This window comes from Dyella sp. (assembly GCF_036746095.1).
Taxonomy (GTDB): domain Bacteria; phylum Pseudomonadota; class Gammaproteobacteria; order Xanthomonadales; family Rhodanobacteraceae; genus Dyella_B.
Window position 1 is genome coordinate 15,207 of the sequence record NZ_DAIOEU010000005.1, and the last position, 20,554, is coordinate 35,760.

General features: G+C 61.7%; 16 protein-coding genes. 9 read left to right on the plus strand and 7 right to left on the minus strand.

Going from position 1 to position 20,554, the window contains the following annotated elements:
* Positions 1-257 precede the first annotated feature (257 nt).
* Positions 258-1,292, plus strand: coding sequence for an aldo/keto reductase (locus tag V7M64_RS03810; protein WP_333677133.1), 1,035 nt, complete (start codon positions 258-260; stop codon positions 1,290-1,292).
* A 115-nt stretch (positions 1,293-1,407) separates the two neighbouring features.
* On the opposite strand, the gene bamE is transcribed toward V7M64_RS03810, so the two are convergent.
* Positions 1,408-1,818 (minus strand): outer membrane protein assembly factor BamE, encoded by a 411-nt coding sequence (gene bamE, locus V7M64_RS03815; RefSeq protein WP_333677135.1) that lies wholly within the window; start codon positions 1,816-1,818, stop codon positions 1,408-1,410.
* A gap of 376 nt (positions 1,819-2,194) precedes the next feature.
* Between bamE and V7M64_RS03820 the strand changes: the two genes are divergently transcribed.
* The gene (locus tag V7M64_RS03820; RefSeq protein ID WP_333677137.1) at positions 2,195-5,131 is read left to right on the plus strand and encodes an EAL domain-containing protein; all 2,937 of its coding nucleotides are present in this window, start codon (positions 2,195-2,197) and stop codon (positions 5,129-5,131) included.
* A 285-nt stretch (positions 5,132-5,416) separates the two neighbouring features.
* Here V7M64_RS03820 and V7M64_RS03825 read toward each other — a convergent pair whose 3' ends face one another.
* The 4 genes from V7M64_RS03825 to V7M64_RS03840 all read right to left on the minus strand — a co-directional run bounded on the left by V7M64_RS03825 (position 5,417) and on the right by V7M64_RS03840 (position 9,449).
* A complete protein-coding gene (locus tag V7M64_RS03825; protein ID WP_333677139.1) occupies positions 5,417-5,725 on the minus strand; it encodes a DUF3247 family protein in 309 nt (102 codons plus the stop codon).
* A gap of 101 nt (positions 5,726-5,826) precedes the next feature.
* Positions 5,827-6,093, minus strand: coding sequence for a hypothetical protein (locus V7M64_RS03830; protein WP_333677141.1), 267 nt, complete (start codon positions 6,091-6,093; stop codon positions 5,827-5,829).
* A 168-nt stretch (positions 6,094-6,261) separates the two neighbouring features.
* Positions 6,262-6,882, minus strand: coding sequence for a hypothetical protein (locus V7M64_RS03835; protein ID WP_333677143.1), 621 nt, complete (start codon positions 6,880-6,882; stop codon positions 6,262-6,264).
* 629 nt (positions 6,883-7,511) lie between these two features.
* Entirely contained in the window at positions 7,512-9,449 is a 1,938-nt protein-coding gene (locus tag V7M64_RS03840) for a PAS domain S-box protein (protein ID WP_333677144.1), read from the minus strand.
* 346 nt (positions 9,450-9,795) lie between these two features.
* Here V7M64_RS03840 and fdhF point away from each other — a divergent pair, with 346 nt between their 5' ends.
* Together fdhF and V7M64_RS03850 are read left to right on the plus strand one after the other, a co-directional pair.
* A complete protein-coding gene (fdhF, locus tag V7M64_RS03845) occupies positions 9,796-12,768 on the plus strand; it encodes a formate dehydrogenase subunit alpha (RefSeq protein ID WP_333677145.1) in 2,973 nt (990 codons plus the stop codon).
* Entirely contained in the window at positions 12,768-13,247 is a 480-nt protein-coding gene (locus tag V7M64_RS03850; protein ID WP_333677146.1) for a DUF1641 domain-containing protein, read from the plus strand. Before fdhF ends, V7M64_RS03850 begins: the two co-directional genes overlap by 1 nt.
* A 14-nt stretch (positions 13,248-13,261) precedes the next feature.
* On the opposite strand, the gene V7M64_RS03855 is transcribed toward V7M64_RS03850, so the two are convergent.
* Positions 13,262-13,735: an Lrp/AsnC family transcriptional regulator gene (locus tag V7M64_RS03855; RefSeq protein WP_333677147.1), complete on the minus strand. Its 474-nt coding sequence runs from the start codon at positions 13,733-13,735 to the stop codon at positions 13,262-13,264.
* Positions 13,736-13,900: 165 nt separating this feature from the next.
* Here V7M64_RS03855 and ald point away from each other — a divergent pair, with 165 nt between their 5' ends.
* A complete protein-coding gene (ald, locus tag V7M64_RS03860) occupies positions 13,901-15,019 on the plus strand; it encodes an alanine dehydrogenase (RefSeq protein WP_333677148.1) in 1,119 nt (372 codons plus the stop codon).
* Positions 15,020-15,138: 119 nt separating this feature from the next.
* Here ald and V7M64_RS03865 read toward each other — a convergent pair whose 3' ends face one another.
* Positions 15,139-15,348 (minus strand): hypothetical protein, encoded by a 210-nt coding sequence (locus V7M64_RS03865; RefSeq protein ID WP_333677149.1) that lies wholly within the window; start codon positions 15,346-15,348, stop codon positions 15,139-15,141.
* 364 nt (positions 15,349-15,712) lie between these two features.
* Between V7M64_RS03865 and V7M64_RS03870 the strand changes: the two genes are divergently transcribed.
* The 4 genes from V7M64_RS03870 to V7M64_RS03885 all read left to right on the plus strand — a co-directional run bounded on the left by V7M64_RS03870 (position 15,713) and on the right by V7M64_RS03885 (position 20,321).
* Complete coding sequence (locus V7M64_RS03870; protein ID WP_333677151.1) at positions 15,713-16,372, plus strand: glutathione S-transferase family protein; 660 nt, start codon at positions 15,713-15,715, stop codon at positions 16,370-16,372.
* Between the two features lie 89 nt (positions 16,373-16,461).
* On the plus strand, positions 16,462-17,082 hold the full coding sequence (locus V7M64_RS03875) for a 2Fe-2S iron-sulfur cluster-binding protein (protein ID WP_333677153.1): 621 nt from the start codon (positions 16,462-16,464) through the stop codon (positions 17,080-17,082).
* 12 nt (positions 17,083-17,094) lie between these two features.
* Positions 17,095-18,093 carry a xanthine dehydrogenase family protein subunit M gene (locus V7M64_RS03880; RefSeq protein WP_333677155.1) on the plus strand — a complete coding sequence of 333 codons (999 nt, stop codon included), beginning with the start codon at positions 17,095-17,097 and terminating at the stop codon, positions 18,091-18,093.
* 8 nt (positions 18,094-18,101) lie between these two features.
* Positions 18,102-20,321, plus strand: coding sequence for a xanthine dehydrogenase family protein molybdopterin-binding subunit (locus V7M64_RS03885; protein ID WP_333677156.1), 2,220 nt, complete (start codon positions 18,102-18,104; stop codon positions 20,319-20,321).
* Positions 20,322-20,554 lie beyond the last annotated feature (233 nt).

A 20,554-nucleotide genomic window follows, 5' to 3' on the forward strand; every position in this document is an offset into this window, starting at 1 on the left:
TCGATAAGGTCCGGACGTTATACCCCAGCGGGACATCGTATGCGCTTTTCTTCTGACAGGTAGGCAAAACGATGGTGGCGACAGGTTTTTGTCGCCAGCACTCAGGCACCCGTTCCACTCATGGCTCTTGGGAAGCCGCGGATGCTCCGGGTTTGCTGCCTATTCCTCCAGACCTCCACGCCCGCCCTTGTAAACGGCGGCGGCGCCGACAAAGGTAGAAAGATCAACTTCGCCACCAACCAAAGAGGATGCTTGTTATGGAATATCGACGCCTAGGCGCATCAGGGTTCAAAGTGCCCGTGCTGAGTTTTGGAACCGGCACCTTCGGCGGCAAGGGTGAGTTTTTCAGCGCGTGGGGCAATACGGATGTAGCGGAAGCGCGCAAGCTGGTGGACATCTGCCTGGATGCAGGCGTCAACATGTTCGACAGCGCGGACATCTACTCCCGCGGTGCGGCCGAATCGATCCTGGGCGAAGCCATCAAGGGCCGCCGCGACAAGGTACTGATTTCCACCAAGGCCACGTTCCGTTTCGATGACGAGCCCAACAACGTGGGTTCTTCGCGCTATCACCTGATCAACACCGTCGACGCGGCGCTCAAGCGGCTGGGCACCGATTACATCGACCTGTTCCAGTTGCACGGCTTCGATGCGATGACGCCGGTGGAAGAAACGCTGTCCGTGCTGGATGACCTGGTGCGCGCCGGCAAGATCCGCTACCTGGGCGTATCGAATTTCTCCGGCTGGCATCTGATGAAATCGCTGGCCGTGGCCGATCGCTACGGCTACTCGCGCTACGTGGCCAACCAGGCGTACTACTCGTTGGTGGGCCGCGATTACGAATGGGAATTGATGCCGCTGGGTCTGGATCAAGGCGTCGGCGCCGTGGTGTGGAGCCCGCTCGGCTGGGGCCGTCTGACTGGCAAGATCCGCCGCGGCCAACCGCTGCCGGCCACCAGCCGCCTGCACAAGACCGCCGACATGGGGCCGCAGATCGAAGACGAATACCTGTATCGCGTAGTCGATGCGCTCAATGAAGTCGCCAAGGAAACCGGCAAGAGCATTCCGCAGATCGCGCTGAACTGGTTGTTGCAGCGGCCAACCGTATCCACCGTGGTGATCGGTGCGCGCAATGAAGAACAGCTGCGGCAGAACCTGGACGCGGTGGGCTGGCATCTGTCGCCAGAACACGTGGCGAAGCTCGACCAGGCCAGCGAGGTCGCGCCGGCTTATCCGTATTGGCACCAGCGTGGTTTCGGGGAACGCAATCCGGCGCCAGTGCCTGTTTACTGATCGCTTTGCCGATATTGCAGTTGGGGCGCGGCATAGCCGAACCCCAACCTCGCATGCCAGTCCCCCTTGGACGGACGTTGGGGCTGGCGTTCGCTCGCCCCAACCTGCGCCATAGTTACTGGCCCTGCCTTTGAACGTCACCGCCACCGAGGTGGCCCAGATCACCTGGCCACTTGTTGTTGTCCTTGCTCTTCGCGCTCGACGAAGAACGGACGAAATGCCCGCTCTGATTGAACACCAGCACGGTGGACACCGTCTTTTCGACGTACTTGGGAACCTTCGAGCCGGTAGTCGGCGTGCCATCGCCAGCCACTTCCTGGTGTTTCTCGACGTATTGCCATTGCTGGCCGCCATCGGCGGTATGGCTGACCAGGAAGGGCTGGCCCAACGCGGTCTGCACCTGCGCCGTGGTCGTAACGCCCGGTTGGAATGAAGCGACGGTATTCGGATCGATCTTGTGCTGGGCGGTAGTGGCGCACCCGGCGAGCAGCACCGCGGCCAGGGCGGCCGCAACAACCTTGTTCATGCTTTCTCCCCTTCATCCTTAGTCTGTTGAGGTTTCCTGCGGCGGACATGTTCGGCGAATGCCCGCCGCCAAGGCGCATGTCTGAAGTCACATGCCCGCAGCGACGGTAGCCGCGGGGCCGTCAAACAGCGAGGGCCAATTGGCGCAAAAAACGCGATCCAGGTGTGCCCGCTCCAACGCCACCGAACCGCCCTGCCCGGACGGCGGCAGATAGCCACCTTATTTGGGGTAAAGCTATCAACGGTTTAGCCGATAGATTGACAAAGCTACCGCAGCAATGCCTCATTACTCCGGGGGTTCACATTTCCTGCACTGCTCGTATCCACTGATACTCGTATCCACTGTTAGGTGAGTCATAACGGCAGATCGGTCGGCCATGAGCCTGAGTCTTTCCCTACCTGTCATTCCATCCAAACAGCCGAAACACACGGCCTGGCTCGGCTGCCTGATCGAAGCGGAAACGCCGGCCGAAGTCAGCACCCTCATCGAGATGTTGCTGCACTCGCAGCCACACTGCCTGAAGGCCAAGGTGCTGATGCTGGGCCATCAGCAAGACCCGCGCTTTGCCAAAACGCAACCGGTCGATGCGGAAGAAATCACCCTGGCGCAAGAGGCGCTGCGCGCTGCCGATGGCGTGCGCATCGCCGCCGACGGCAAGCGCCACGCCATGGCGCTGCTGCAGCCACAACAAGTAGTGCTGCTGCTCACCATGGCCATCGAAGGCTCGACCAAGGCACTGCTTGCCAACCTCGATCCGTACCTGCAACTGGGCGCGCGCCAGCTGCGCCACACCATCAAGCTGGTCGAACTGTACGACTCGCACAGCCAGCTGGAGCATTCGGACAACCTGCAGCGCGCCTTGTTTTCCATCTCCGAGCTATCCAGTTCGGACGTGGACATGCCGGACATGCTGCGGGAGATCCACCGCATCGTCAGCGGGCTGATGTATGCGGAAAATTTCTTCATCGTCCGCTACTACGCCGAGCGCGACTGCATGCGCTTCCTGTATTACGCGGACATCCAGGATGAGGACAAGCCGGAAACCAATCGCGACATGCGCCTGGAAGACCGGCGGCATACACTCACCTGGTACCTGCTCACGCGCGGCAAGCCACTGATGGGCAGCAACGAGCAGTTGCAGCAACAGGTCAACGGTCCGCTGCAGATTCTTGGCCCCGACAGCGACGACTGGCTCGGCGTGCCGATGCTGCGCAACGGCCAGGTGCACGGCGCGCTGGTGGTGCAAAGCTACGGCACCGGCATCGTGTATTCGCGCGACGATCTGGCCCTGCTCGAATTCGTCGGCAGTCACATCCTCACCGCGCTGGAACGCAAGGAAAGCAAGGACGAACTCGAACGGCGCGTGCGCCAGCGCACCGAGGAGCTGGCCGAACTCAACCGCGGTCTGGTCCAGGAAGTGCGCGAACGGCATCGCGCCGAACGCCTGCAGGAAGCGCTGTTCCAGGTGGCGCAACTGGCCACCGCCGACATCGATGAAAACACCTTCTACGAGCGCGTGCACGCCGTGGTCGGCCGCCTGCTGGATGCCAAGAATTTCTTCATCGCCCTGCTGGGCGACGATCGCACCAAGCTGGAATTTCCGTATTACATGGATGCCGGCATGCGCCACCAGTTGTCGCGTCCGATCGGCCGGGGCTTGAGCGAATACGTGCTGCGCCGCGGCCTGCCGTGGTCAGGCACGCGCGAGGACATCATGGCGCTGACCCGCGCCGGCGAAGTGGTGCCGCACCATATCGGCGAGCCTTCCGCCTGCTGGCTGGGCGTACCGCTGAAAGTGGACGAGGCCGTCATCGGCCTGGTCGCCGTGCAAAGCTACGATGCGCATGCCGCGTACGGCGCGCCCGAACAGGAGCTGCTGAGCTTCGTCGCCCTGCAGATCGCCAACAGCATCTACCGCCGCCGTTCCGCTGCCGCCCTGCATCAGGCGAATTTGCGGCTGGAACACCGCGTGGAAGAACGCACGCGCGAACTGCGTGCGGAGATCGCGCGGCGCGAACAGATGCAACAGCAATTGCATCATCAGGTGATGCACGACCCGCTCACCGGCCTGCCCAATCGCGGCTACCTGCGCGAACGGCTCGATCGCGTACTCAACCGTATCCGCAGCGAGCCAAGCCGGCGCTGCGCGTTACTGTATATCGACGTCGATCGCTTCAAGGTGATCAACGACAGCCTCGGCCATCTCGCCGGCGATGAATTCCTCAAAGCCATCGCGGTGCGTTTGCTTACGCACGTGCGCGAGCCGGACATGGTGGCGCGGTTGTCCGGCGATGAATTCGCCATTCTGCTGGAGAACATCGAGAACACCGACACCGCCACCATCATCGCCGACCGCGTGCTGCAAGCCGTGGCCACACCGCTGCGCATCTCCGGCAAGGAACTGGAGCCCTCGGTCAGCGTCGGCATTGCCTGTGGCGACTCCAGCTACCTGGACGCCGATGAATTGATCCGCGATGCCGACATGGCGCTGTACCAGGCCAAGCAATTGGGTCGCAAACGTTTCGAAGTGTTCGACGAAACCCTCGCCAAGGGCATGGTCGACGTGCTCGCGATGGAAAGCGAACTGCGCAAGGCGCTGCGCCAGAATGAATTCGAGCCCCATTTCCAGCCGATTTTCCGCTTGGGCGACAGCAAGGTGATGGGCTACGAAGCGCTGATCCGCTGGAACAACCCGCAACGCGGGTTGTTGCGGCCATTGGATTTCATCAAGATCGCCGAGGACAGCGGCCTGATCGAAGCCATCGACTGGCGCCTGTTCGAATTGAGTTGCCGCTTGCTGGCGCAGCAGGGGCCGGGCGAGGCGTTCATCACCTTCAACGTATCGGCCCTGCATCTGCGCCATGCCGATTTCGACGTACGCATTCTCAAGATGCTCGAACGCACCAGCCTGGCGCCATCCCGGTTGGTGACCGAAGTGACCGAAGGCGCGCTGCTGGACAACCCCGAAAGCGTGCGCGCCGTGCTCGATCGCCTGCGCAGCGTTGGCGTCGGCGCAGCGCTGGATGATTTCGGTACGGGTTATTCCTCACTGAGCTACCTGCATTCCCTGCCCTTGCGCATGCTGAAGATCGACCGGGCATTCGTGCACGAACTCGACAAATCCGGTAGCGGCAACAGCACCACCGTGGTGGCCGCGATTCTTGCCTTGGCCCATGCGCTCAACATCCAGGTGATTGCCGAAGGCATCGAGACGCAGGCGCAGTTGGATGCACTGGTACGCATGGGGTGCGAGATGGGGCAAGGGTATTTGCTGGGAAGCCCGGCACCCATGTCGCATTGGGTAGCGCCGTAAGCGGGGCTCCCACAGATTGGGGTTTCGCTCGCTATCGACGCCGGATATCCATTGATACGTCGGAGCCAGTCCCCTCTCCCCATCGGGGAGAGCGCTAGGGTGAGGGGCTTGCGGGAAACCTATCGACACGCGAGAGGGTTGCGTTTTTGAATCTCGCATGGAGCTAACTCCCGCGAGATTCCTCCTCACCCCAACCTCTGGAGGGGAGACGGAGTTATTTACGGCGCATGACACTGCGCGCAAGAAACATGATCAAGCGACGGGATCAAGCCCACGGTAACCAGCCTACGCCCTGCTCGCCCCCGTCCGCACCGAATCCAGATGCTGGACATCGCGGATATCCCCCAGCCACACCAGCCCATCCCAATCCGGCCTGTGGCTGTCCACCAGGCGCACCACGCCGTTCATGCCTTCCTGGTCGCCGGGGCCAAGAAACACCTGCACCGTCGGCGTCACGCTTACCATGCCTTCCACCACCACGCCATCCTGCTTGACGATGCGCACGGCCGCGTTCACCGCCAGCTCTTTCACCCATTTTTCGAGCATGGCGATATCGGTTGGATCGGTATAAACGCGTTCGGCCCTGCGTCCCATGTCGGTATCCGCGTGAACTTTTCAGCGGTTAGCTTGGACGCCATGCCGTCAATCCGGCGTGGCCGGCCCGTCAAGGCGCGGGCCGGCCGGATGCAGGGCCATCAGGCTTTCAGCTTGTGCGTACCCTGCTGCACGTGCTCATGTTTCTCCTTCACCTCGCGCAACAGCTCCAGCACGTGTGCGTGCTGCTCTTTGCGCTTGCGCTCCTGCGCCGCAAGAAGTTCCTGCCGGCGCGTCATGTGCACGGGCGGCTGTTTCGTCGCCGGGCGCATGATACGGCTGAGGTAATCGGACCAAGTACTCAAATGCCACAGTGAGTTAGGCGAACCCGGGGTTCTCCCAGGGCTGATGGAACCAGGGGTATTCATGAAACGGCCTCCACCGAGACGGTTGCCCGCAGCAGCCTGCGCAGCTGCCCGGACGTTCACTCTGCGCTAGGCATCGTTAGCATGGCGTAATGGCCACGCTAGAAATCGGGACAGGCCGGGGCCGGCCCGCAGCCGGCCCCCGGCGGACGCTTTGCAGCCGGCTGCGCCTCAATATGACCAAGGCGGAAGCAGCGGCGGGGATACGCCATCAGTGATATGCCAATTAGCATGCACCACCTGTCCGTGATGCAAGGTCACCACCGTGACGCCAGGCGTCTGCATCAAGGCGATGATCTGGTTGAAGCCCGACCAGTACGCCGCGGTATACGCCCAGTGCTCCATGATGTCGTCGTTTTGTGCCGTCAGCGGTGGCGCCCCATCGTGGTCGTAATCCGCCGGATAACACTCATGCAGCACGTACATGATGTTGCCGGTCGGCGCTGAAGAAGGATCGAGCGGGTTGCTCAGCTGCGGTCCTTTGTCGACTTCGTAGGACAAACCCGCGCCCCAGTGGGTCATCCGCCAGAACTGCGCGTGGCTGGCCCATAGATTGTCGAATTGAGCTTCGTACTGCGGTGGCGTGATGACCACGATGGTCAGCGTCTCGTTGCCCGTGTTCCCGTGGCTGTCGTCGAAGCACGGATTGAAATACCTGGGATTGGGATTGGGATCCGGCCACGCCGCCGCCGGATAATTTTGTGCGCGAACAGTAGGTACGGCGAAAACTGTTCCGGCGGCACACGCGACGCCCAGCACCGCGGTAAACGTCACTTTACTCAAGCGCTTCATGGGATAGCTCCAAATGAGAGGAACCGTGTTCCTTGGTTCATCCGCCCGACGCGAACACGAGAACGATCGGGCACCTCCCCGGATCGTGACACGCACCGCTTGGTCGCATCGGCTTCGCGTCGCTGACGTCACAGTCACCCTGCAAGATGATTCGCTGGCGCCGATCGCACGCCGTGCACGCCGCTGCCGGGACCTGGTTCGCCCCGTCGCATTCGCGACGTTTATCGATGATGGCTATTCGATGTACGAGGCCGTTTGCCTTGCCGCGTTGCTGCATCCATAGTCACGTCCCGTGCTATGCAACACCCTCTACCACGCGCCCCGGCGTTCGAATCAGCCGGGAGATTGACTTGCCTTCAACGAGCAGCTGGCGAAACGTACACAGATTGCTGTCAAAGCATCGTGTAGTGCGGGGTAAGGAAGCTGCAAACAGCTTGAGGTATCCCCCGTGCATTTTTCTCGTCATTCCAGCGAAAGCTGAATCCCGTGAAATACGATGTGCGCAGCACTCAGCTTAAAAATGTGTGCTGTGCACAGCGTACTTAGACTGGATTCCAGCTTTCGCTGGAATGACGAGCAGCATTTGCGGCGAAGTGGCCGCCCCGTTCACAGCGTCTAAAAAAATGCCCTTACGCATGCACCTGCCGATCACCCATCGCCTTCATGATCGCCTCAACCAGCCCGGTGCGGTCATAAGGCTTGGACAAGCGCGTAGCCCCATCGCTCAAATCGGTGGGAATTTCCGCATAGCCCGTCGCAAGCACCACCGGCAGCGCCGGCCAGCGCACATTCACTTCGCTGACCAGCTGCGACCCGGTCATGCCCGGCATGGCGTGGTCGGTAATCAACAGATCCACATCCGGCTGGTTTTCCAATAGCTTCAACGCATCTTCCGCCGAGGCCACTTCCTCCACACGATGGCCAAGCTCCTGCAACACGGCGCCGGTCACGCTGAGCACCAGCGGATCATCATCCACCAGCACCACATGCAAGTTGCGCAACGAACACATCTGTCCTTCCGAGGACGACATCGCCATCGGCAACAGACCGGCAGCATCCGGTTGCGCGCTGGGCAACCACATCTCCACTCGCGTGCCGAAGCTCTTGCTGCTCTTGATGACCAGTCGCCCACCCGATTGCTCGACCAGGCCATGCACCATCGACAAGCCCAGGCCCGTGCCCTTGCCGACGCCCTTGGTGGTAAAGAACGGCTCCGTCGCCTTGGCCAGCGTGTCATCATCCATGCCATCGCCTTCGTCGGTGACGGACAGGCATACGTATTCGCCGGGTGCCAGGCGCGTAGAATGCTTGGCATCGATCACGACGTTGCGAGCCGTTATGGTCAGCTCGCCGCCCTTCGGCATGGCATCGCGCGCGTTCACCGCCAGGTTCATCAGCGCCAGCTCCAACTGGTTCGCGTCCGTCTTTACCGGATGAAGCGCCGCCGGAAACATCGTGTTGATGTTTACCAGCGGCCCCAGCGAACGGCCCAGCAGGTCGGTCATGTTCCGCACCAGCGCAATGATGTCCACCGGGGCCACGCGCAATTCCTGCCTGCGCGCAAAGGCCAGCATGCGCTGCGTCAACGCCGCGCCGCGCTGCACGGCCGACTGGGCATTCGTGACCAGCTTGTGCAATTGCGTGTCGTGCGGGAGTTTCAGATCCAGCATGTCCAGGCAGCTCTGGATCACCATCAGAAGATTGTTGAAATCGTGCGCGACGCCGCCCGTCAGTTTGCCGATGGCCTCGGTCTTCTGCGATTGAAATAGCGCTTCGCGCGCGCGATCCAGTTCCACCGCGGCATTGCGTTGCTGTGTCACATCGCGCGTGATCTTGGCGAAACCGACCAGTTCGCCATCGTCGTCCAGGATACGATCGATGATCACGTGGGCCCAGAAGCGTGAACCGTCCCGGCGCACGCGCCAGCCTTCGCTTTCCACACGGCCTTCGGTGGCGGCGAGCACCAGGTTCTTCTGCGGCATGCCGGCCTCGCGGTCGGCTTGCGTGTAGAAAGAGGAAAAATGCTTGCCGATGATCTCGTTCGACCGATAACCCTTGATGCGCTCCGCCCCGACGTTCCAACTGGATACGTAGCCGCCCTTGTCCAGCATGAAGATGGCGTAGTCCGTCACGCTCTGCACCAGCAGGCGAAACTGTTCTTCGCTGCGGCGAAGAGCTTCGTCGACCTGCCTGCGCTCGCTGAGATCGCGCACGATTTTCGCAAAGCCGATCAACTCGCCACGCTCGCTATGGATCGGATCGGTCAGCACCTGCGCCCAGAAATGCGTGCCGTCCTTGCGCACGCGCCAGTTCTCGCATTCGTGGCGGCCCTCGGCGCTGGCCATGTCCAGCTCGCGGCGCGGCAAGCCTTCGCTGCGCTCTTTCCCGGTATAGAAGCGCTCAAGATGCTGGCCGATGATGTCTTCGGCGCGATAGCCAGTCATGCGTTCGGCCCCAAGATTCCAGCTGGCTACACGTCCGGCCGCATCGAGCATGAAGATGGCGTAGTCGGTAATCGACTCGACCATCAGACGGTAACGTTGTTCGGTGGTGGTTGATGAGGTCACGTCTGGTTTCATCGATAGATTTGCCTTTGGGTCTTTCACCCATGGAACGTTTGAAATATCAAAGATGGATGAAGATTCAGGCATCAGCTCATTGAGCCTGCATGCAGGACGCGTCTTGAAGGCGTCGCCGCTCGGTCAAGATGCCCGATTGTGTACCCCAAGCGAGCTTCATAAAAGTCCCGAAATGCATGTTTGCAAAAAGTTTTTGCAAAACCATGCAGTCAGTTCACCCATGCCTCACGCCCGCTAACCGCATCGCACACGACGGCGATGGCAAAAGATGTACGAAGATGCGCCTGCAAGCAGACAGGCAGGCCTCCGGCGACGTCCTTATATCGAGTGCTCCATGTCCGACGACACCTGTACGGCCTTAATTGATGGCTTCGAGCAAAAACTTCAACCCGGCGAGCGACTGATCGATGCCTTCATTCGCGTTGGTATCGCCGTGCCACACGTGTGTTATCTGAAAACACTCGGCCCGCTGGAAACCTGCGACACCTGCCTGGTGGAAGTCAATGGCAAGCTGGTGCGCGCCTGCTCCACCCACGCACAAGCCGGCGACGTCATCATCACCGGCTCGCCCCATGCAAGACAGGCGCGCGAAGAAGGCATGGATCGCATCCTTGCCAAGCACGAGCTGTATTGCTCGGTGTGCGAGAACAACACCGGCGATTGCCAGCTGCACAACACCTTCGCGGACATGGATATCGCCATCCAACGCTATCGATTCACGCGAAAACCACATAAAAAAGACGAATCGAATGCGTTCTACACCTACGACCCGGACCAGTGCATCCTGTGCGGCCGTTGCGTGGAGGCGTGCCAGAACGTCGAAGTCAACGAAACGCTGAGCATCGACTACAGCAACCCGCACCCGCGCGTGCTGTGGGATGGCGGCAAGCCGATCGGCGAGTCGAGCTGCGTCTCCTGCGGCCATTGCGTCACCGTGTGTCCGTGCAATGCGCTGCTGGAACGCACGCTGCAGCCGGATGCCGGGCCGTTCACCGCGATCGAGGCTGACACCAAGCGCACCATGATCGATTTCGTCAAGGCGCTGGAAGACACCACCGGCACGCCGCCGATCACGGCGATTTCCAAGATCGACGTGGCGTTGCGGCAAAAGGAGATCAAGCGCACCAAGACCGTCTGCACGTATTGCGGCGTGGGTTGTTCGTTCGAGATGTGGACGCGCGGCCGGCAGATCCTGAAAGTGCAGCCGATGGAAGAAGCGCCGGTCAACGGCATTTCCACCTGCATCAAGGGCAAGTTCGCGTGGGATTTCGTCAACGCCAAGGAACGCCTCACCACGCCGTTGATTCGCGAGAACGGCACATTCCGCGAGGCCAGCTGGGCCGAAGCGCTGGAGCTGGTCGCCACGCGGCTCAAGCACATTCATGCAACCTATGGACCCAAATCCATCGGTTTTATCGGCTCCAGCAAGGCCAGCAACGAAGAGGCCTATCTCACGCAGAAGATCGCGCGCCTGATCTTCCGCACCAACAGCGTCGACAACTCCTCGCGCTATTGCCAGAACCCCGCCACGCAGGGCCTGTTCCGCACCGTCGGATACGGGGGCGACGCCGGTTCGATCACGGACATCGCTTCCGCCTCGCTGGTGATCCTGGTGGGTTCCAACACGGCCGAATGCCATCCAGTGATCGCATCGCGCATCAAGGCCGCGCACAAGCTGCGCGGGCAGAAGCTGATCGTGGTCGATCCGCGCAAGCACGAGATGGCCGCACGCGCGGATATCCATCTCAAGGTGAAAAGCAGTACGGACCTGGTGTGGGCCTGCGCCACCGCACGCTACATCTTCGATCACGGCCTGGAAGACAAGGAATTCTTGAACACGCAGGTCAACGGCATCGAGGAATTCCGCCAATCGCTGGAACCGTTCACGCTTGAATTTGCCGAACAGGTGACTGGTTTGTCGCAAGCGCAACTGGCCGAAGCCGCGGAAATGATTGCGCATGCGCCGTCAGTTTGCCTGCTGTGGGCGATGGGCATCACGCAACACAGCCACGGTTCGGATACCAGCACGTCGCTGTCGAATCTATTGCTGGTCACCGGCAACTACGGACGGCCCGGCACCGGCGGCTACCCGATGCGCGGCCACAACAACGTGCAGGGCGCCAGCGATTTCGGCTGCCTGAAGAACGTATACCCCGGCTACGAAAAAGTCACCGACCAGGAAGCGCGCGCACGCTGGGCCAAGGCCTGGGGCGTACCGGCGGAACATCTTTCCGACGAAGTGGGCCTGGACAACTTCAGCATGGTCGAGAAGGCGCACAAGGGCGAAGTGAAAGCGATGATGGTGATCGGCGAGGAAACCGCCATCTCCGATGCCGATACGCAGAACGTGATCGATGCATTCAAGAAACTGGAGTTTTTCGTGGTGCTGGACATGTTCGTCAGCCGCACCGCCGAATTCGCCGACGTGATCCTGCCCGCGTGCGCAAGCGTGGAAAAGGACGGCAGCTTCGTCAACACCGAGCGCCGTATCCAGCGCTTCTACAAGGCGATGGAACCATTAGGCCAAAGCCGCCCCGATTGGGCGATCCTTACCGACCTGGCCAAGCAGCTCGGGCATGACTGGGGTTACACGCATCCCTCGCAGATCATGGCCGAATGCGCCGGCGTCGCGAAAATGTTTGCCGGCGTGAGCTACGAACGGCTGGAAGGCTGGAAATCGCTGCAGTGGCCGGTGAAAGAAGACGGCACGGATACGCCGCTGCTCTACACCGACGGCTTCAAATTTCCCGACAAGAAAGCCAAGCTGCATCCAGTGCAATGGAATCCACCGCAGGAAGATGCCGACGGCAGCTACGACATCGTCCTCGACAACGGCCGCCTGCTCGAACACTTCCAGTCCACCAACCAGACCGGCCGCGGACCGCGCGTGCACAACGAAACGCCCAACTGGTTCGTGGAAATCAGTCCGGAACTGGCTGCCGAACGCGGCATCGAAGACGGCACCTGGCTGCGCATCACCTCGCGCCGCGCGCATGTGGACGTGCGCGCCACCGTTACCGATCGCGTCAGCGGCAAGACCATGTACCTGCCGATCCACCACTCAAAGCCGGGCGTGAACATGCTGACCGGCGAACATCACGATACGGAGGTCAACACGCCGGCCTATAAAGAGCTGGCCGTGCGCATCGAAAAACTGCCCATGTCCAAAGGCGAACCGCCCCTGCCGTACCGCAATCATCGCTATGGCAAACGCACGCCGAATCTCGGTCCTGAGGCCGAGCAAAAATGGGCGCGTGCCGAATACCAGGAACCGCCGGCAACCATCGAACATCCCGAGACACTCTAATGGCCGAACCCCTCGCCTATCAGCCCACGCCACCGAAAATTGGCCCCAGCGCGCGCGAAGAACTGGACCAATTACTGGAAACCTTGCATGAGTCCGGCGTATTGCGGCTGGCCAACGATATCGCCGCCGGCAAGCAGGACATCGTCGGCATCGTGATGAAGGGCTTGAACCTGGAAGGCTCGCGCTACGCCACGCAAAACATCGCCGCGATCCTGATGGTGCTGGCGCAGATTCCGCCACCGCGTTTCTACAAGATCGCCACCACGGTGAAAGATGCTTTGCTGGCGGCGGCAGATGAGCCGCCGGCGGAACAGGAAGCACCCGGCGTGCGCGGGTTTTACAAGGCGTTGAAGGATGAAGAAACCTGGCGTGCGCTGGCGCCGTTGGTGCAGGGTTTGATGGCGCTGGGCGAAGGCTTGCGCAAACCTGCACCGGAGAAACCGATCTCGTCGTTTACGGGAAAGCCTAGCAACGCCTAACCCCCATTACGGCATCAAACCGGCAACGCCGTGGTCCGTTTCACCGTGCGCAACGCCAGCGTCGATTGCACCCGCACCACGCCGGGCAACTGCGTGAGTATCTCGGTATGGATGCGCTCGAAGTCCGCCGAATCCGCATACGCCACACGCACCATGTAATCGGCCGCACCGGCAAGCAGACAGCACTCGGTGACTTCGGGATGTTTCTGGATCGCCACCTCGAACGCATCCAGCGCCGCGCGGCCCTGCTGGTCCAGGGTGACCAATACGAAGGCAGTGCCTGACAGGCCGGCCGCTTTCTCATCCAGCAACATCACGTAGCGGGAAATCAGCCCCCGATCCTCCAGCAACTTCACCCGCCGCAGGCAGGCGGAGGGAGAAAGATTGATTCGCTGGGCCAGTTCCGCGTTGGCCAGGCGGCCGTCTTCCTGCAGCAGGCGGAGGATGGCACGGTCGCGCTCGTCCAGGGGCGGAAAGGGATTCGTCATAAATTCTACTTTTTACCAAAAATGCCGCATTGGATGCGAAGAAACGTCCAGTCCATGGCCATAATGAGCGAGAAATTGCGCAAGGCCTCGATCATACTGCGCGCCGCACGGCACACGGAAGGCCGGCGCAGCAACCTTCCCAACCCTTTGTCGAGAGATCGAGTCATGCGCATCGGTGTACCGAAAGAGATCAAGAACCATGAATACCGGGTGGGCCTTGTCCCATCTTCTGTGCAGGAACTGGTACACCACGGCCATCAGGTGATGGTGCAGAAAGACGCCGGTGCTGGCGCTGGCCTGACGGATGCGGATTACGTGGCCGCAGGCGCCACCATCATCGACAACGCCGACCAGATCTTTGCCGAAGCCGACATGATCGTGAAGGTGAAGGAGCCGCTGGCGGTGGAGCGCAAGAAGCTCCGCAAGGGCCAGATCCTCTTCACCTATCTGCACCTGGCGCCCGATGCCGAGCAGACCCACGACCTGATCGCCTCCGGGGCCATCTGCATTGCCTATGAAACGGTCACCGCGGCGAACGGCTCGCTGCCGTTGCTGACGCCGATGTCCGAAGTGGCCGGCCGTCTTGCGCCGCAGGTCGGTGCGCACTCGCTGGAAAAGGCCCAGGGCGGCCGCGGCGTGCTGCTGGGCGGCGTGCCCGGCGTGCCGGCAGCCGAAGTGGTGATTCTGGGCGGCGGCGTATCCGGTACGCACGCGGCCACCATCGCGGTCGGCATGGGCGCGAAAGTCACTGTCGTGGATCGCTCCGCCGAAGCGCTGAAGCGCCTGGCCACGCAATTCGGCACCTCGATCTCCACCGTGTTCTCCACCCGTTCGGCGATCGAAGAACTGGTGCTCCGCGCCGACCTCTTGATCGGCACCGTGCTGGTGCCCGGCGCCGCCGCGCCCAAGCTGGTGACGCGCGAGATGGTGCGCACGATGAAGCCGGGTTCGGTGATCGTCGACGTCGCCATCGACCAGGGCGGCTGCGTGGAAACCTCGCATGCCACCACGCATTCCGATCCCACCTACGTGGTCGACGGCGTGGTGCACTACTGTGTGGCGAACATGCCGGGCGCGGTGGCGCGCACTTCCACGTTTGCGCTCAACAGCGTGACGTTGCCGTTTACGCTCGCACTGGCCAATCACGGTTGGCAGAAGGCCTTGCAGCAGGACGTGCATCTGCGCAATGGCCTCAACGTGTTCGAAGGTAAGGTTACGTGTGAGCCAGTGGCGCAGGCGCATAACCTTGCGTACGTGAAGGCGGAGAGCGTGCTGGGGATGTAATCCAGCACCGCTGCCTGCTTTCCCCAAGGCCGTCATTCCCGCGAACGCGGGAATCCATCTTGCTCTGATGCATCATGAAAATGGATTCCCGCGTTCGCGGGAATGACGGCCTTGAGGGTCTATTCAAATACAACATCTTCCTCAAGCAGCGCCGCCAAATACGCATGGCATATCCACCCATGCTGCAAGCGCGCCTCGATCGCCATCGCAATCACTTGCTGATTGATCGGCGTGACTTCACAGCCATGGAAGCGCAGGAAGTCCGTGATGAATCCTTGAAGCTCCCACGGCATGCGGTCGAAAGGCGTGGCTGCCTCCCGCAGATGCACGCATCGGATGCGTAGGCGAGCTTTGTGCGCCACGTTCGCTCAGCTCTTTGGCTGGTCTCGGGAGGGTTCGTGCATAAAGCGCACCATGCAACCCACTCTCTCCTCTGCATACACGTGATTGGCGTTCAAACTCAGATGCGCCAATCGCTCCATATACCGTCACCCCGGCGAAAGCCGGGGCCCAGCGACTTTGGGACGAAAGACACTGGGTCCCGGCTTTCGCCGGGATGACGAGGTTTCCAGCAAGGTTCTACAAAAAGGCCATGTCCGCGGACGTCGCCGGACACCCCGCGGACAACATGTCGATTCCCCCTGCCCCCGTTCGTCGCCGGATTAAAGCCCCCTTTTCCACGGAGCCATCCCGATGAACCTGAAACTCTACGCCCATCCCTTTTCCTCCTACTGCCAAAAGGTGCTGATAGCGCTCTACGAGAACGACATCCCGTTCGAATGGCGCATGCTGTCGAGCGAGCAGCCGGAGATCTACGCCGAGTTCGCCGCCATGTGGCCGATCCAGCGTTTTCCGCTACTCACGGACGGCAAGCAGCAGATCATCGAATCGAGCATCATCATCGAACATCTCGAGCTGCACTATCCCGGCCCCGTATCGCTGCTCCCCGCCAACGCGCGCGATGCTTTGGAAGTGCGCAAGCTCGACCGCTTCTTCGATTGCTACGTCTCCACGGCACAGGGAAAGATCGTGTTTGATGCGTTGCGGCCGGAACACGAACGCGACGCCCGCGGTGTGCGTGACGCGCGCGAGATGCTCGATACCGCCTACGCGTGGTTGGACAAGCATCTCGAAGGCCGTGAATGGGCCGCCGGCGCCGGTTTCAGCATGGCCGACTGCAGCGCCGCACCGGCGTTGTTCTATGCGGACTGGACCCATCGCATCGACCCGTCATTCGCCCACCTCATCGCGTACCGCAAGCGCCTGCTTGCGCGGCCCTCGTTCGCGCGCGCGGTGGACGAGGCGCGGCCGTATCGCCCGCTGTTTCCGCTCGGAGCGCCGGATCGCGATTGACCTGGCCGCGCCATTGCCCTCCTCTGCACACCGCGCTAACCACGGATACGCTTGAATTTCCCTCACCTTCGTCGTGAGGGAACCGTGGCATGCCCCAGCATCCAGACGATTCGCCAGAGCATGCATCGCGCCGAACTTTTCTGCAGATGATCGGGATAACCGGCATGGCCTCCGGAGTCAGATGGTCCAACGCCCAGGCGGGCGCATCGCACGACCAGGCACATCCGCGTGCCGCTCGCCTTGACGACACGCATTCGCACGTCAAGATCGTCGTCAACGGCAAGCCGCATGAGCTGGATGTAGACAACCGCACCAGCCTGCTCGATGCGCTGCGCAACGAATTGCAGCTCACCGGCACCAAGAAAGGCTGCGACCATGGGCAATGCGGCGCCTGCACGGTGCACGTGAACGGGCGCCGCATCAACGCCTGCTTGAGCCTTGCAGCGATGCACGACGGCGATGAAGTGACCACCATCGAGGGTCTTGGTCAACCTGGCGCGCTGCATCCCATGCAGCAGGCGTTCGTCGACCACGACGGCTACCAATGCGGTTACTGCACGCCAGGGCAGATCATGTCCGCCGTGGCGGTACTGCATGAAAAATGGGGCGATAGCGATGCCGACCTGCGCGAAGCGATGAGCGGCAACATCTGCCGTTGCGGTGCGTACAAGAACATTCTGGCGGCGCTCAAACAGGTACGGCGCAGCTGAGCGGAGTGCCTCATGCAGACTTTCGCGTTTTCCCGTGCCAACGACATCCAGCAGGCGATCCAGGCCGGCGCACACGCGTCGACCGCGCAGCAGGGTGCCGAGGTCCGCTACGTCGCCGGCGGTACCACGCTGGTCGACTTGATGAAGCTGGACGTGGAGCGGCCAAGCCAAGTCATCGACATCAACCATCTGCCATTGGACCAGGTGGAAAGCACGCCGGATGGGTGCCTGAAGATCGGCGCACTGGTGCGCAATGCCGATCTGGCCACGCTGCCGGAAGTGCAACGCGACTACGCCGTGCTGTCACAGGCATTGCTTGCCGGTGCGTCCGGCCAGCTGCGCAATATGGCGACCACCGGCGGCAACCTGTTGCAACGCACGCGTTGCGTGTATTTCCGCGACATCCACAGCGCATGCAACAAGCGCGAGCCCGGCAGCGGCTGCCCGGCCATCGACGGCTACAACCGCAACCTGGCGATTCTCGGCGCAAGCGACCATTGCATCGCCACCAATCCGTCCGACATGAACGTGGCGCTTACCGTCTTGGAAGCCAGCATCGTCATCCAGGGCAACAAGGGCGAGCGGCAGGTGCCGATCAACGATTTCTTCCTGCTTCCCGGCGACACGCCGCAGCGCGAAACGGTGATGGAGCCCGGCGACCTGATCACGCATGTGTTGCTGCCCAAGCCGCAGCCACGCGCGCGTTCGCATTATTTGAAATTGCGCGATCGCGCGTCCTACGAGTTCGCGCTGGCTTCGGCGGCCGTACTCGTGACGCTGGACGGCGGAAACATCGCGACCGCGCGCGTGGCGATGGGCGGCATTGCCACACGCCCTTGGCGCTCGCACGAGGCAGAACAGGTACTCACCGGCCAGGCGCCATCCCAGGCCTTGTTCGACAAGGCCGCACATGCCCTGCTTGCCGAGGCCAAGCCGCGGCGCGGCAACGCCTTCAAGCAGGAACTGGCCCGCCGCTGCCTGGTGCAGGCACTCACTCAAGTCTTGGCGTGAGGACCACCATGTCATCCAGCGACAACCTCTCCACGCTCCCCATCATCGGCCGCGCGCACAAGCGCATCGATGGCCCGCTGAAAGTCAGCGGCACGGCGCGCTATGCCGCCGACTTCCACTTTCACGACCTGGTGTACGCCGTGCCGGCATGCGCCACCATCGCCAACGGACGCATTGCGAACATCGACGCCTCGGCTGCCGAACGCATGCCTGGCGTGCGCAAGATCTACACGCACGAAAACATCGGCACGTTCTACCACGTCTCGAAAGCCAGCAAGGTGATGCTCGACGAAAAACGCCCGCCGCTGGAAGACAATCGGGTGCGCTACTACGGCCAATACGTGGCCCTGGCGGTGGCCGATACCTACGAGCATGCGGTGGCGGCTGCGCGTGCGATCAAGGTGACTTACGCCGACGTCGAAGCGCCATCGTTGTCCACCCGCTTGAGCGCGGACAAACCGCCTGAACAACAGACCGAACGCGGCGATCCCGACGGCGCCTTCGAACGCGCGCCGGTAAAGATCGATGAGACCTATAGCACGCCCACCGAAACGCACAACCCGATCGAATTGCACGCCAGCGTGGCGCTGTGGGATGGCCAGCACTTCACACTGTACGAAACCACCCAGGCAATCATGAATTACCGCGCGGTGATGGCGCAGATGCTGGGCGTACCCACCGACAACGTGCGCGTGATCACCGAGTACCTCGGCACCGGCTTCGGCGGCAAGCTGTGGCCATGGCCACAGGCGCTGCTCGCGGCCGCCGCCGCCCGTGATCTGCACCAGCCGGTCAAGCTGGTGGTATCGCGCGAGATGATGTTCCACAACGTGGGCCATCGCCCGCATACGCAACAGCGCATGCGCCTGGCCGCCGACAAAGAGGGCCGCCTGGTCTCGCTGCGCCAGGATTACATCGACATGCGCGGCCAGCTTTCCGACTACCAGGAGGACTGCGGCGAGGCCTCCGGCTTCATGTACAGCACGCCCAACCTGCGCGTCACCGGCGCGTATGCCGAACGCAACGTGGGCACCGGCACCTCCATGCGCGGCCCCGGCAAGGTGCCCGGTTCGTTCGGCCTGGAATCGGCGATGGATGAATTGGCGATCGCGCTCAACATGGATCCGGTCGAGCTGCGCCTGAAGAACGAACCGGAAAAAGACGAGGAGAAAAACATTCCCTTCTCGTCGCGCCACTTGAAGGAGTGCCTTACCCACGGCGCGGAGCTGTTCGGCTGGTCGCGCCGCAACCCCACGGTAGGTTCCATGCGCGATGGCGACACGATACTCGGCTGGGGCATGGCCGCCTGCAACTGGATGGCCGCGCGCTTCAACGCCGAAGCGACGATCACGCTGTTCGGGGATGGCAGCGTGCGCGTCGCCAGCGGCACGCAGGACATCGGTACCGGCACGTATACCGTCATCGCGCAGATGGCCGCCGCACTGGCCGGCGTCGACGTCGATGCGGTGAAAGTGGTGATCGGCGACAGCGATCTGCCGCCAGGGCCGTGGTCAGGCGGCTCGATGGCAACGGGTTCGATGGTGCCCGCTCTGGTGCAAGCCGTCGAGCAAGCAGGCGAACAGCTGAAAACCATCGCCGGCGAAGACGCTTCTTTCAAGGGCGTCGATGCGAAAGAACTTGTCTTCACCCAAGGCAAGGTGCACCGCAAGGACCAAAGCCCCGACACCGGCAAACATTTCCGCGAGATCCTTGCCTCCGCGCGCATTGCCCAAGTGGAAGGCCACGGTAAAGGCCAAAGCACGTTCGGCCAGAAAAACCCGCAATATTCCATGCAGTCCTTCGGCGCGCACTTCGTCGAAGTCGCCTGGCAACCCAAGCTTGCACGCTTACGCGTCAACCGCACCGTCACCGTGATCGACGCCGGCCGCATCATCAATCCGCTCACCGGCCGCAACCAGATCGAAGGTGCGGTGGTAATGGGCATCGGCATGGCGATGTTCGAGGAAACGCGCTACGACGAACGCAACGGCAAGGCGGTGAACAGCAACCTGGCCGACTACCTGATGACCAGCCACGCCGACATGCCCGAACAGATGGAGGTAGTGTTTCTGGATTATCCGGATACGAAGTTCAATGCGATGGGTGCGCGCGGTATTGGCGAGATCGGGCTGACCGGCATTGCCGCGGCGATTGCCAATGCGGTGTATCACGCGACCGGCGTGCGGGTGCGGGATTTGCCGGTACATGTGGAAGACATGCTCGCGTAACCTCATGATGGCCCGTCATTCCCGCGAAAGCGCCTCCGCTTTCGCGGAAATGACGGGCCGCGAGATGTTTTTCATGCGTAGTCGAAAGGCCGGACTGAATCGCAGCGTCTATAAAGCATCCCCCGCAAGATCCGCTTCAACCCAGCCCAATCCTTCCCTACTACACATAGGGGAGTGAGAAACTCCAAGCGATTCCAATGCTCTCGCACGAACAAGCGCATTACGCATCGTGT